This is a genomic window from Photorhabdus sp. RM323S (genome assembly GCF_042879375.1).
Taxonomy (GTDB): domain Bacteria; phylum Pseudomonadota; class Gammaproteobacteria; order Enterobacterales; family Enterobacteriaceae; genus Photorhabdus; species Photorhabdus tasmaniensis.
Genome location: NZ_JBHFKZ010000028.1, coordinates 12,154 through 25,219 on the forward strand (window position 1 = coordinate 12,154; position 13,066 = coordinate 25,219).

Annotated in this window: 18 protein-coding genes and 2 pseudogenes; 7 read left to right on the forward strand and 13 right to left on the reverse strand. The window is 37.1% G+C overall.

The window, feature by feature from the left end; translation table 11 throughout:
- Window positions 1-278: 278 nt before the first annotated feature.
- The 5 genes from ACGF7G_RS12745 to ACGF7G_RS12765 form a co-directional block, all read right to left on the reverse strand.
- Window positions 279-1,205, reverse strand: a complete 927-nt coding sequence (locus ACGF7G_RS12745) for a LysR family transcriptional regulator (protein WP_387465934.1) — start codon at window positions 1,203-1,205, stop codon at window positions 279-281.
- 527 nt (window positions 1,206-1,732) lie between these two features.
- On the reverse strand, window positions 1,733-1,939 hold the full coding sequence (locus tag ACGF7G_RS12750; RefSeq protein WP_133814316.1) for a hypothetical protein: 207 nt from the start codon (window positions 1,937-1,939) through the stop codon (window positions 1,733-1,735).
- A gap of 269 nt (window positions 1,940-2,208) precedes the next feature.
- Window positions 2,209-2,454, reverse strand: a complete 246-nt coding sequence (locus ACGF7G_RS12755) for a hypothetical protein (RefSeq protein WP_387465936.1) — start codon at window positions 2,452-2,454, stop codon at window positions 2,209-2,211.
- Window positions 2,447-3,157 carry a hypothetical protein gene (locus ACGF7G_RS12760; RefSeq protein ID WP_387465938.1) on the reverse strand — a complete coding sequence of 237 codons (711 nt, stop codon included), beginning with the start codon at window positions 3,155-3,157 and terminating at the stop codon, window positions 2,447-2,449. Before ACGF7G_RS12760 ends, ACGF7G_RS12755 begins: the two co-directional genes overlap by 8 nt.
- A 42-nt stretch (window positions 3,158-3,199) precedes the next feature.
- Entirely contained in the window at window positions 3,200-3,400 is a 201-nt protein-coding gene (locus tag ACGF7G_RS12765) for a hypothetical protein (RefSeq protein ID WP_133814314.1), read from the reverse strand.
- Window positions 3,401-3,852: 452 nt separating this feature from the next.
- On the opposite strand from ACGF7G_RS12765, the pseudogene tssD reads away from it, so the two are divergent.
- Window positions 3,853-4,232 (forward strand): annotated as a pseudogene (tssD, locus tag ACGF7G_RS12770) (type VI secretion system tube protein TssD).
- 36 nt (window positions 4,233-4,268) lie between these two features.
- On the opposite strand, the gene ACGF7G_RS12775 reads toward tssD, so the two are convergent.
- The 6 genes from ACGF7G_RS12775 to ACGF7G_RS12800 all read right to left on the reverse strand — a co-directional run bounded on the left by ACGF7G_RS12775 (window position 4,269) and on the right by ACGF7G_RS12800 (window position 6,469).
- On the reverse strand, window positions 4,269-4,478 hold the full coding sequence (locus tag ACGF7G_RS12775) for a hypothetical protein (protein WP_133814313.1): 210 nt from the start codon (window positions 4,476-4,478) through the stop codon (window positions 4,269-4,271).
- Window positions 4,479-4,601: 123 nt separating this feature from the next.
- A complete protein-coding gene (locus tag ACGF7G_RS12780; RefSeq protein WP_387465939.1) occupies window positions 4,602-5,003 on the reverse strand; it encodes a DUF1240 domain-containing protein in 402 nt (133 codons plus the stop codon).
- A gap of 47 nt (window positions 5,004-5,050) precedes the next feature.
- On the reverse strand, window positions 5,051-5,431 hold the full coding sequence (locus ACGF7G_RS12785) for a DUF1240 domain-containing protein (protein ID WP_387465940.1): 381 nt from the start codon (window positions 5,429-5,431) through the stop codon (window positions 5,051-5,053).
- Between the two features lie 37 nt (window positions 5,432-5,468).
- Window positions 5,469-5,987, reverse strand: a complete 519-nt coding sequence (locus ACGF7G_RS12790) for a DUF1240 domain-containing protein (RefSeq protein WP_387465999.1) — start codon at window positions 5,985-5,987, stop codon at window positions 5,469-5,471.
- 34 nt (window positions 5,988-6,021) lie between these two features.
- On the reverse strand, window positions 6,022-6,219 hold the full coding sequence (locus ACGF7G_RS12795; protein ID WP_387465942.1) for a hypothetical protein: 198 nt from the start codon (window positions 6,217-6,219) through the stop codon (window positions 6,022-6,024).
- 43 nt (window positions 6,220-6,262) lie between these two features.
- A complete protein-coding gene (locus ACGF7G_RS12800) occupies window positions 6,263-6,469 on the reverse strand; it encodes a hypothetical protein (RefSeq protein ID WP_133814309.1) in 207 nt (68 codons plus the stop codon).
- 452 nt (window positions 6,470-6,921) lie between these two features.
- Between ACGF7G_RS12800 and ACGF7G_RS12805 the strand changes: the two genes are divergently transcribed.
- The 3 genes from ACGF7G_RS12805 (at window position 6,922) to murP (ending at window position 10,020) form a co-directional block, all read left to right on the forward strand.
- Window positions 6,922-7,401, forward strand: coding sequence for an Hcp family type VI secretion system effector (locus ACGF7G_RS12805; RefSeq protein ID WP_387465944.1), 480 nt, complete (start codon window positions 6,922-6,924; stop codon window positions 7,399-7,401).
- A gap of 231 nt (window positions 7,402-7,632) precedes the next feature.
- Window positions 7,633-8,538 carry an N-acetylmuramic acid 6-phosphate etherase gene (murQ, locus tag ACGF7G_RS12810; protein ID WP_387465946.1) on the forward strand — a complete coding sequence of 302 codons (906 nt, stop codon included), beginning with the start codon at window positions 7,633-7,635 and terminating at the stop codon, window positions 8,536-8,538.
- A 30-nt stretch (window positions 8,539-8,568) separates the two neighbouring features.
- Window positions 8,569-10,020, forward strand: a complete 1,452-nt coding sequence (gene murP, locus ACGF7G_RS12815; RefSeq protein ID WP_387465948.1) for a PTS N-acetylmuramic acid transporter subunit IIBC — start codon at window positions 8,569-8,571, stop codon at window positions 10,018-10,020.
- Here murP and tauA read toward each other — a convergent pair.
- Both tauA and ACGF7G_RS12825 read right to left on the reverse strand, forming a co-directional pair.
- Window positions 10,010-10,181, reverse strand: a pseudogene (tauA, locus tag ACGF7G_RS12820) (taurine ABC transporter substrate-binding protein); the annotation flags it as partial. The gene murP and the pseudogene tauA overlap by 11 nt on opposite strands.
- A gap of 52 nt (window positions 10,182-10,233) precedes the next feature.
- Window positions 10,234-10,842 (reverse strand): LysE family translocator, encoded by a 609-nt coding sequence (locus ACGF7G_RS12825; protein WP_387465950.1) that lies wholly within the window; start codon window positions 10,840-10,842, stop codon window positions 10,234-10,236.
- A gap of 102 nt (window positions 10,843-10,944) precedes the next feature.
- Here ACGF7G_RS12825 and ACGF7G_RS12830 point away from each other — a divergent pair, with 102 nt between their 5' ends.
- From ACGF7G_RS12830 to ACGF7G_RS12840, 3 genes are read left to right on the forward strand one after another with little or no spacing between them, the layout of a single operon-like run.
- Window positions 10,945-11,925 carry a hydrolase gene (locus ACGF7G_RS12830; RefSeq protein ID WP_387465952.1) on the forward strand — a complete coding sequence of 327 codons (981 nt, stop codon included), beginning with the start codon at window positions 10,945-10,947 and terminating at the stop codon, window positions 11,923-11,925.
- Window positions 11,922-12,140 carry a YheU family protein gene (locus tag ACGF7G_RS12835; RefSeq protein ID WP_387465953.1) on the forward strand — a complete coding sequence of 73 codons (219 nt, stop codon included), beginning with the start codon at window positions 11,922-11,924 and terminating at the stop codon, window positions 12,138-12,140. Before ACGF7G_RS12830 ends, ACGF7G_RS12835 begins: the two co-directional genes overlap by 4 nt.
- A gap of 20 nt (window positions 12,141-12,160) precedes the next feature.
- On the forward strand, window positions 12,161-13,030 hold the full coding sequence (locus ACGF7G_RS12840) for a phosphoribulokinase (RefSeq protein WP_036845952.1): 870 nt from the start codon (window positions 12,161-12,163) through the stop codon (window positions 13,028-13,030).
- Window positions 13,031-13,066 lie beyond the last annotated feature (36 nt).

Sequence of the window (13,066 nt, forward strand, 5' to 3'; positions counted from 1 at the left end):
ATATAAAACTATCATATGAAATATTCACATTATTAACTAAACCACCAACCTTAACACCATCCAATATCAGCGTATTTTCATAGAATAATGAATCATCATATCACTAACATTTCATTTCTGGTGATCAATTTTCTTCTGATTGTATATTCCCACGCATTCGTCATAATCAATTTAATCTATAACAACATCTAAGATAAATAACATTTTTACTTTACAAATTGCGAGCTATTAATAAATTATTTTATAAATAAAACAATATTATATTTACTTCCCTCTACTCACATATTATAAACCATCGAAGAAAATAGTTCTGCGGCATTTATTAAATTATAATCTATCATTGGACTCCACAAGATACCAAAATCAATCTCTATATTGGTTTCTAAAACCTCAATTCCATCCCAATATTGGGATGGAATTGAACGAATAACCTTTTGCGGGACTAAAGAAAAGCCATTATATTTAATTATCAATTCAATCATTGCAATAATATCATTAGTCTTTAACATTAAATTCATACTATTATTATAAATAGAAAATGCGCTGATACCATTGGTAGAATCAATCGATATATCATTTTCATTAGCATTAATAAGCTGATGTAATGATGCTATTTTAGCATTTAATTCTGTTAAGCTCTGATCCCAATCACTGCCTTTTTTAAAAAGATAAACAAGTTTCTCAGTAAAAATCTTTTTCGGCGTAAGTGATGAAATTAATGGCAAAGGGACAATGGCGATATGTAATAAACCAGAGTTTAACAGACTCATTTGCTGCTCAAATGGCAAACCGGTAATTAGCACTAACGCAACTTTCTCCCGTCTACTTAAGAAAAGCTGCTCTTCCATTTTTCTGGAATCATAAATCGGGAAACAGGAGCTGGCATAAAGATAATGTGGGGAATCGTCTTTCAAATCATGGTGAACCTGAATCTTAAATTGCTCAAAATGACCCAGTAATTTCTGCGCATTCTCAAGTGTTTTTTGGCCGAAATCAGTCAACCTTGTACCATGTGGTCCTCTGGAAAACAGAAGAGTACCAAATAAAGCTTCTAGTGCATTAATTTTCTTGGTCAATGCAGGTTGCGAAATATGTAGTATTTGAGAAGCCTTATGATAATTAAGTGTTTCAGCTAAGACGATAAAAGCCTTGAGATTACGCATATCCATACTTTCACCATTCAGGTTTATTTTAAGTGCTTTCATTGCGTTACTATTTCAGTAATAAACTAAATCTCTATAACTTTAATTAATTAAATAGAGAGTAAACAACAACTATAAAATGATCAATTAATTTATGATAAAAACATTGGCAATATATATAACGATACTTTTAACAATAACTTACTCACGTTCTCTAGATGAATAGGTAAATAATAAAACTAAATAAAATCAGTTAGAAGATAATAGATACGCTAATTTTTATGGGTATTTCCATATCAACTTTTCTGAATTATGAAATATGTATTTCTAGCTATAACAAGATAAAGGTTTTTTCAAAAATCGTTATTGCTAAAATATAAAAAATCAATTATTTCGGTAAAATAATTAGCATTAGCCAAATTAAAAGATATAAATTAAAATCATTAATTTTCAATATGATAAATATAACATTCAAATGGAAAAATTTAATTTCATATATAAAAAACAATGAAAATATATATTTAACACACAATCAAGCCAATCTAAAACAGAATGTTCATTATAAAATGGAAATTTAAAAAATATAATTATCAATATTTACCAATAAACCACATAGCAAAAAAAATAACAAGAATACCAACCAAGGTTAAACTAAACCATATGTCTGGAAAAAAGATATTAGCTACAAATGCCCAAATGACAATAATCCCAAAAGGAATGACCTCCCACAAGAAATCCTTAAACCATATTAAAAAAAGATCCTTAAACCATTCCTTACTAAAAAATTTTTTACTCATATACTAATCGCACTCGATAAACAATAATAAAATGATACAGCATGAAAAAGTCCTTAAAAAATACAAATCTATATCCTAGGATCACATAACAGCAGGCACATCAGCCATATAGTATATAGGATGATAGAATTTATTAAAAATAAGCCAAAGCTAAGCATATAAATAAGATTCCAAAATGGTGCTACATCTTATACCACTCATAATTCTATGTATAACAATGGGTTGAAGAAGGTCATGTGTAGCAGAATTATGAAACGTTATTTACATGCTTAGCTTTTACGCTTATCATTTATACGTTTCTCACTTATATATGAAAAAATAAAAAGACAAATAAAAACAACAATAACACCAAACAATGCTAACCATCCCCATATATCTGGAAAAAAGACTACAGCCATCATTGACCAAACAAAAATAATTATTACAGGTATAGTTGACCACAAAAGATCCTTAAACCATATTAAAAAAAGATCCCTAAACCACTCTCGGCTAAAAAATTTTTTTACTTTATTCATGATTAATTATTCCAATAATCTCAGAAACAATATCATCTTCGCTACACTTTTTCCCAATAAGGCTAACACCCTTTGACAATACAGGTTCAAATATAAAATACAACATTTCCAATTTCAGGTTGTATAACGCCCAGTAAAAAGGTGGACATTCTCTTTTTAGTTTATCGGCTGATACAGTAGCTTTATCAAAGTAACCATATGCTTGAAAAGCAAATAAAGCACCATTTGCAAATTTTCGAATAGCGTTCCTTATAACAACATTACGAATTAAAGAAAGATATATAGCATCTGCTATCACAATAGATATAGAGTATTTTGTAGCTTTAGATGTTGATAAATTAGCAAAAAACTTTAATAACTTAAGATATATTATTTTTTTCGCTTCCTCATTCTGGTTCTTTAATAACTCGTCAGTAAATACCTTTGCCATTTCCTTTATGAAACTAAAATTCGTTCCGTTGACTATATTCCATATAGCCAAAATCATTCTCTTATCTTCACTATTTATTTTAGTATTTACATCTTCATAGCCATCAAAGAAATATGATGTTCTCCAAATTGCTCGCGTTGCCCCTCTCTCTATCAGATCTACTGTATCTTCTGTTACATCTTTTAGCTCACTACCTATCTCCTCTGCCTTTAGGGCTAACACTCGGTTGGCCTCTTGTGTCATTTTTATGTAATGTTCAATATAGTTTGCCATTTTTTATCTCCCTAAAAAATGAATTAGTCAAAAAGTGCCACACTAGTGTTTAACGGATGGAGTTTCTAGTTTAAGTGAAAGAATATGACCATCCGAAACTCTCATATTAATCAGATTAGCTTCAATTGACGACAACAGCTGAAAACATAGCATCATCACCAATGCCAGTTTCTCCTCTGAAACTAACAGACTATTCTCTAATGCATCATTGAGTTGTTGTAATAACTGCGCTCTATCGTCCATACGGCTAACCCCATTAATGATTGAAAATTCGAGTATAGCACCATTATATAAAAAACAGCCACATTGATCACTCAATAATCATATCGACGATGTAATAGTAAAGCTATATATAAAGAGTAGAGCTTCTAAGAGAAAAAATTTTCAAAGTGCCTATGTCATCATGACGAAGGCACTATCATTCAAACCTCCTAAAGAATTTCATAAAAGGGTAAATCCCTGATATCCAGATCCAATTTAACCTGACGAAGTTGGAATGAAAATGATAAGGATAGACCATTAAAACAAAAGTTACTTCATACAATAAGTAAATAAAGTGTTGACAAGATTCTTCAGGAAATAAATTCGGTATTGAACTATTATTTTTTTATATTTTAATGCTAAGGTTGTACTTCAACAGACTAAGGCATACAGCTTTAGGTTCTTTAAACAAAGAACTCATATGGTAATTATTTATGTCACATATCATTTATTTATCGCTAAATGGTAAGAAACAGGGTTTAATTTCTGCCGGTTGCTCAATACTAGATTCATCACCCAGTACAATTCCTCAAGCCAATAGATAAATCATCGCCATTATTAGCAATGGCAATCTCTTCAAACGAATTACTGAATGCGGTTTTCTTCTTTTATAGAATAAACCCTGCTGGACAATTAGAGCTTTTTTATGAGGTTAAATTAACAGAAACGAGTATCGTTGACGTTTCTTGCACCTATCCGCATTCGATAAATGATGCCGTATGAGAAAGTCCTTCTCAAATACAGATCCATAACCTGGAATCACGTAACAGCAGGCACATCAGCCTATAGTATATGGGATGATAGAATCTATTAATCACAAACTAAGTTAAGCATATATAAAGATATATGCTTAACAACGTTTACTAATAAACCACATAGCAATAAAAACAACAAGAATACCAACCAAGGTTAAACTAAACCATATGTCTGGAAAAAAGATATTAGCTACAAATGCCCAAATGACAATAATCCCAAAAGGAATGACCTCCCACAAAAGATCTTTAAGCCATATAAAAAAAAGCTCTTTGAACCACTCTTTGCTAAAAAGTTTCTTACTCATATCCGCACTCATATATTAATTAGTTTAATAATTGTAGGAACAATCGCATATTCACTATTTTTACCCCGATAGATACAGGATGACTATAAATCCATGTTCCAAAATCTCTCTATACGACTCATATTAATTACATAATTTAATGTCTTTTACATAGGTATTAGGCGACATCCAGGATATTCTTTCACATACCAAATAATGATTGTTCTTTAATTTATAACTCACATATAAAGATGTGGGAAAGCTTAAAAAAAATGAAATAATGGCTATCGAACCAAAATATTTATTAAAGCTATCATGATGTTTAGGATAACGACCAGTTATATTAACAAAAACAACTAAAAACATATAATATGAAACAAAAGGAAAAGAAAAAAATATCATAAAAACACTACTTGAAAATGTTATTTCATCATTTATTTTAACTAAAGAAATTAAATTCTCTCCTGTCAAAAAGAAAGTGAATGACGCTAAAATAAGAATATTAACGGCGATTGTTATATGAACAATCTTTCTTTTATTTTCCATAATCCCCTCAGTTATGAATAAATCAATTGAAATTAAACACAATAACATCAATTACAGAGTTTAATATCTTTTACATATTTATTCGGTGATGACCATGATATCTTCGGGCATATCAAATAATTTCCACTTTTCAGTTTGTAGTTCACATAAAAAGATGTAGGGAAACTTAAGAAAAATGCAACAATAGCTATCATACCAAGATAATTAACACAAGTATCGTGATACTTTGGAATACGAGCCGTCAAATTAAAATAAATAATAAAGCTCAAGAAATAGAAAACCAATGGGAAGAAAAAAAATGCAATTATCATCCCATTAGAAAAAAATATTATCTCAGCCATTGTCATCAATGAAAAAAAACTATCAACAACAACAAACACCCCCAAAGACATCAAAAACAATATAAAAATCGCCCCAATAATATTCATTATTTTTCTTTTATTATCCACAACCCTATCTCGCATATTAATTACATAGTTTAATGTCTTTTACATAGATATTATCGGACATCCAAGATATTCTTTCACATACCAAATAGCTATCACTCTTAAGTTTATAGTCCACATAGAAAGAGACAGGAAAACTCAAAAAAACTGCAACAACTGCTGTCTTTGCCAAGTCTACAGCAATATTACCTAAAAAATCAGCCAGCGTGTATTCGTCCTTAAAGATATATTCAACAGCTCTATAAGCTACAGAAAATAATATACAGAATTTCATTCCTTTAACTATTCCACTATTTATTCCCTGCTGGCCTATCCCCATGGATATCATCTTCATGTTAGAAGCACCATATCTTGACGCAGTAATAAACTTTCTAACCCCGGCATAACCTGAAATTTTAATATATTTTTCACCATTCTTGCCAACATACTCTGTGGCTTTAATTCCTAATCTTTTAAATTCTCTTACTACATTTGTAAAGCCAAAAGCATCACGTATATTACCTGCATAGGATGATATTGGATCAGCAACTGAAAACATTTTCTTCATCAATGGACTTTTGGGTTTTGGAGAATCAATATCCTCTAAAACACCTTTTCGCTTCTTCTAATGATAGCAGTGCAATATACGTTGTGTTCTCTCTTAACTGCTCTTCAAGACCAATAGCATCAAAGAACTCATGCTGGGGTTTTAATTGATTATCCCCAACATTACCTCTTAGGAAATCCCCTATATAACCTTCCAAAGAGGGGTTGTATTTTTTATATGTCATCGTGAAATTTCCTCTAATATTCTCAACATCAACAGTCGTCACATTAATGTTTAACAGGCGGCGTTTCCAATTTCAGCGAAAGAATACTACCATCTGAAACCTTCATATCGATCGCACTGGCTTGAGTTGACGACAACAACCGAAAACATAGCATCATCATCATTGCCAATTTTTCCTCTGGAATTAACGGACTATTCACTAATACATCCGTGAGCTGTTGTAATAACTGTTGTCTATCTCTATCGTCCATACGGCTAACCCCATTAATGATTGAAAATTCGAGTATAGCACCATTATATAAAAAATAGCCACATTGATCACTCAATAATCATATCGACGATGTAATAGTGAAGCTATATATAAAGAGTAGAGCTTCTAATATAAAAAATTTTAAAGTGCCTATGTCATCATGACGAAGGCACTATCATTCAAACCTCCTAAAGAATTTCATAAAAGGGTAAAGCCATGATATCCAGATCCGATTTAACCTGACGAAACTGGAATGAAAATGATAGGGATAGACGATTAAAAAAAAAGTTACTTCATACAATAAGTAAATAAAGTGTTAATAAGATTCTTCAGGAAATAAATTCGGTATTGAGCTATTAATTTTTTTATATTTTAATGCTAAGGTTGTACTTCAACAGCCTAAGGCATACAGCTTTAGGTTATTTAAACAAAGAACTTATATGGTAATTATTTATGTCACATATCATTTATTTATCGCTAAATGGTAAGAAACAGGGTTTAATTTCTGCCGGTTGTTCAACACTAGACTCTATAGGAAACCGATACCAGAAGGGGCACGAAGATCAAATACAGGTATTGAGTTTAAGTCATATGATGACTCGCGAACAAAATGTAGAGCATCACCCAGTACAATTCCTCAAGCCAATAGATAAATCATCGCCATTATTAGCAATGGCAATCTCTTCAAACGAGCTGCTGAATGCGGTTTTTCTCTTTTATAGAACAAACACCGCTGGGCAGTTAGAGCTTTTTTATGAGGTTAAATTAACAGAAGCGAGTATTGTTGACGTTTCTTGCACCTACCCGAATTCGATAAATAATAATGAAATGATGCCGTATGAGAAAATCCTTCTCAAATACAGATCCATAACCTGGAATCACATAACAGCAGGCACATCAGCCTATAGTATATGGGATGATAGAATTTATTGAAAACAAGCTAAGCATATGTAATATATATGCTTAGCATTTACGTTTCTCACTTATATAAAAAATAAAAATTTTCTCAAATCTATTCACAGCACTTTGTTCTATAACCGATAAAATACATTCACTCTACAAAGCTATCGCTTCTGTCGAAACACCGACCAGATTTGCACTTTATTACAAAGAAGAGTAAATAACTCTTTATCATTTTAAAAACATTCCCATTAGGAAAGCAATATGCAACTCAATCTCATTAATATGGTCACCGAAAGCCGTAATCCTGCCAGTACTTGTATTGATACTTTGCCAACCCTTGAAATGCTACGCATTATTAATAACGAAGATAAAAAAGTTGCATTGGCTGTTGAGCAAACGTTGCCACAAGTTGCTAAAACAGTAGATAAAATTGCCGAAGCATTTCGTCAAGGGGGACGTTTAATTTATATCGGTGCAGGTACATCAGGCCGGTTAGGGATTTTGGATGCCAGTGAATGTCCACCCACTTATGGCACCAGACCGGAACAGGTGGTTGGGTTGATTGCAGGAGGGCATCAAGCCATCTTGAGGGCCGTTGAAAATGCAGAAGATAACCGGCAATTAGGCAAAAATGATCTTCAAGCGCTAAACTTTAACTCTAAAGATGTATTGGTTGGTATTGCCGCCAGTGGTCGTACACCTTATGTATTGGGAGCCATGGAATACGCGAAATCAGTGGGTGCAACCGTCGCTTGCATCAGCTGTAACCCTGACAGCCCGATGGTACAAGCAGCCGATATTGCCATGACACCTGTCGTTGGGCCAGAAATCATCACCGGTTCATCACGTATGAAAGCCGGTACGGCACAAAAACTGATCCTGAATATGCTGACCACCGGTGCCATGATCCGTACCGGCAAAGTTTATGGCAATCTGATGGTGGATGTAGAAGCAACAAATGCCAAGCTGGTTGAAAGGCAGAAAAATATCGTCATGGCCGCCACAGAATGCAACCGTGAACAAGCGGAACAAGCACTGGCTGAATGTGATGGGCATTGTAAAACCGCCATTGTGATGATTCTGGCAGGAATAAATGCTCAACAGGCAAAGGCGTTACTGGAAAAGAATCACGGTTTTATTCACTCGGCAATCTCAACTATCCGGTAACGGTTTCCCTTCTGAGAAGGAGTCAATAACATGGCTAAAATTAATCAGGAAATGATCGTTCAAATTCTTAACGCTATCGGCAATGCCGGTAATGTAGCCCAATGTGGCAATTGTATGACTCGCCTGCGATTAACTCTGCACAATGATAGCAAAGTAGACAGAACAGGATTGAAGCAGATCCCTGGCGTATTAGGTGTTATTGAAAACGATAATCAGCTGCAAATCGTACTTGGACCGGGAAAAGCCCAGGCTGTGGCAGAGATTATGAATAAACTACTGGCATCTTCTGACCATACAGAACCACCAAAACAGAGCAGCGATGATTTAACCGATATTGCCTCTACCAATAAAAAACAGCTTAAAGAGAAGCAGGTTAGTGCCGTACATAAGTTTTTGGCAAAATTCGCAACTATTTTTACACCACTGATCCCCGGCTTTATTGCCGTTGGTCTGCTTTTAGGCTTTGCCACCTTACTTGAACAGATAGCCGTCCAAGGAGTTGAGCAGCCTAATGCCACGTTGATTGAAATTATCGGTTATATGAAAGTGTTCAGTAAGGGCATGTTCAGCTTCCTGAGTATTCTGATTGGCTATAACGCGCAAAAAGCCTTTGGCGGATCGGGCATCAACGGTGCGATTATCGCTTCGCTGTTTGTGCTCGGTTATAACCCAGATGCCACCAGCGGTTTTTACGCGGGTATTTCCACTTTCTTTGGTTACAGCATCGATCCACGCGGCAATATTATCGGCGTTCTAATCGCCGCCATTCTGGGTGCATGGGTAGAGCGGCAGGTGCGTAAAATCATTCCAGACAATTTGGATATGATCCTCACCTCAGCTGTGACTTTGCTGATCATGGGAGCGATCGCTTTTATTATTATCATGCCATTGGGAAGTTATCTGTTTAGCGGTATGTCATGGCTGTTCCTTCATCTTAATGGTAATCCTTTTGGTACTGCAATTCTGGCGGGATTGTTTCTACTCGCCGTCATGTTCGGTGTTCATCAAGGCTTTGTTCCGGTCTATTTTGCGTTAATGGATGCACAAGGCTTTAACTCGCTGTTCCCCATTCTTGCAATGGCAGGAGGCGGACAGGTTGGCGCAGCACTGGCACTGTATATCAAAGCTAAACAAGGCTCGCTGCTGCGCACTCAAATAAAAGGTGCCATTATCCCCGGCTTTCTCGGCATTGGGGAGCCGTTGATTTACGGAGTAACACTGCCACGAATCAAACCCTTTATCACTGCCTGTTTGGGCGGTGCCGCCGGGGGTTTCTTTATCGGTCTGGTCGCTTATTCAGGTTTGCCCGTTGGACTGAATACGGTTTTCGGCCCATCTGGATTGGTCGCACTGCCACTGATGACCTCCAACAGCGGTATTTTTATCGGAATGGCAGTGTACGCAGCCGGGCTGGTAGTTGCTTATCTCAGTGGTTTTGTATTGACTCTGCTGTTCGGCAGTAAAAATATTGATTTGACTTGATATTGCCGATTCGCACATTACCGGAAGTCAATGCTCGCAGCACAGCAGAACCACTGTCAAATTTGCGCCACTGAACATCAGCACCAAATTGCCAGGCAAAATCATCGTTATATTGGGCGACTTTTGCCGGCTTCTGGCGAAATTTGGTAAGCGATCGTCACTTAAAGAATGAATAAATATGCTTTATAACCAAAATGGAATTAATGAATTAAATTACCCAATCCAGATCAATGGCACACAAGTTGCAGTTAATATTCCCATCATAATATTGAAAATAAACCAGGCATTGCGACTACGGAGCAACGTTCCAATCAATGAACCAAAACCAGTCCACATGATGCTACTCAGGAAACTTATCAATATTGTTGCAACACTAATCATTGTGATGGAATAGAGATACTGTTCACCGGCAATACTGTAGCTGCCAACCGATCCCAATCCCATTAGCCAGGCTTTCGGATTCAAGAACTGTAGTAACCAGCCCTGGTACCACCGCACGGGCTTTATGACAGCGCTGCCTTTGGTATCCAAACGCCGGTAACTGGCTGTTGCTGTTTTCCATGCTAACCACAGTAAATAGAGGCTACCTGCTATTTTCATTATCGTGTGAATAGTAGGATAAACCAGCAGTAATGCTGCCACACCGAAAGCGGACAGATATAAAATCGTCTGCATTCCCAGAAGAATGCCAAATATCAACCCCAAAGAGCGGATAAAACCAAAGTTGGCGCCAGATGAGGTCAGCAACATGTTGTTTGGACCTGGGGTAATGGCAGAAATAAACAAAAAAGTTGTTAATGAAAAAATCAGGCTTGCTGTCATGAATGGTTCCTTTCATCCTGAATAATTGAGTTTCCCTTTCACAGAAAATATCAGTATGTTATTTACCATACAAGATAACTAATCATTTAACTCGAAACCATTATGTCCGATATCTTTCGTCCTCTAACCGGAGCCAGTAATCCGCATTTGCAGACATTACTCCCGCGTCTGGTGCGGCGGTATCCTGAACTGCAACCCTACTGGCAACGACTTAATCTGCCAGATAACGATTTTGTTGACCTGGCATGGAGTGAAGATCCAGCAACCGCAGCACATAAGCCACGGCTGATCCTGTTTCATGGTCTGGAAGGCAGTTTCCACAGCCCTTATGCCCACGGTTTGCTTCATATTTGTCAGAAAAAAGGCTGGCTTGGCGTTGTCATGCATTTCCGTGGATGCAGTGGTGAACCGAACCGTCAAAAACGTCTCTATCATTCTGGCGAAACAGGCGATGCCCGTTATTTTCTGAACTGGTTAAAACAGGCCTACGGTGATGTGCCAACCTCAGCCGTGGGTTATTCAGTCGGCGGTAATATGCTGGCCTGCTATTTGGCAGAAGAAAAAACAGATGCCCAAATCAATGCGGCCGTCATTGTTTCTGCCCCTCTGATGCTAGAAGCCTGTTCCAGCCGGATAGAAAAAGGATTTTCTCAGGTTTACGAGCGCTATTTGCTTAATAATCTGAAACGTAATGTTACCCGCAAATTGCTCCGCTACCCAGGTTCGCTGCCTATTAATCTGTCCCAAGTAAAAGGATTGAAACATATTCGGGAATTTGATGAAATTGTAACCGCAAAAATCCACTGTTTTAAAGATGCAGCGGACTACTACCGTCAGTGCAGCGCTCTGCCTCGCCTGCCTGACATTACGGTGCCACTGTTGATTATTCATGCCAAAGACGATCCCTTTATGGCGTCGGAAGTCGTCCCTGACCTCAACACGTTACCCAAAAATATTGAATACCAATTGACAGAATATGGTGGACATGTCGGCTTTGTCAGTGGTTCACTCAAAAAACCACAAATGTGGCTGGAACAACGCATTCCAGGCTGGCTGTCATCTTATCTGGAGCAACCGCAATGATTATTCCGTGGCAACAACTGGAAGCAGAAACTCTGCTAAATTTGATAGAGAGCTTTATCCTGCGGGAAGGTACTGACTATGGCGAACATGAAAAATCCCTTGAGCAAAAAGTCACTGACATTCGCCGTCAGTTGGAACGGGGGGATGTTATTCTGGTGTGGTCTGAACTGCATGAGAGCATCAATATTATGCCAAAAGAAATGTTCCATTCTTAACATTATGGAGTTTACTGCTTATGTCCGCCAAACATCCGATTATTGCGATTACCGGCTCCAGCGGTGCCGGAACAACAACGACCAGTTTAGCTTTTCGTAAGATTTTCCAGCAACTTAACATCAGCGCAGCACAGATAGAAGGGGACAGTTTCCACCGTTATACCCGCCCTGAAATGGACGCGGCAATCCGTAAAGCCAAGGAGCAAGGTAGACATATCAGTTATTTTGGCCCAGAAGCTAATGATTTTGGCATGCTGGAGAAAACCATGATTGACTATGGTGAAACCGGTGAAGGCCGTTGCCGTAAATACCTTCACACCTATGATGACGCGGTGCCTTACAATCAGCTTCCCGGTACATTTACGCCGTGGGAAGCCTTACCAAAGCAGACCGATGTGCTGTTTTATGAAGGCCTGCACGGTGGCGTAGTCACACCACAACATAATGTTGCCAGTCATGTCGATCTGCTGGTGGGGGTAGTACCGATCGTCAACCTTGAATGGATACAGAAACTTATCCGCGATACTGGAGAACGGGGACATTCACAGGAAGCCGTGATGGATTCCGTTGTTCGTTCTATGGATGATTATATTAACTACATTACTCCCCAATTTTCACGAACACATATCAACTTCCAACGCGTGCCGACAGTTGATACATCCAATCCCTTTTCAGCCAAAGCCATTCCATCACTGGATGAGAGTTTTATCGTCATCCGCTTCCGTGATCTTACTCAAATTGATTTCCCGTACCTTTTATCAATGTTACAAGGTTCATTTGTTTCAAGTATTAATACCATCGTAGTTCCCGGTGGAAAAATGGGGCTGGCAATGGAATTAATTATGACGCCATTGGTACAGCGATTACTGGAAGGGGAAAAGATTTGTTGATTAAAACCTGGGATAAATCCAGAAAACCCAGCGTTT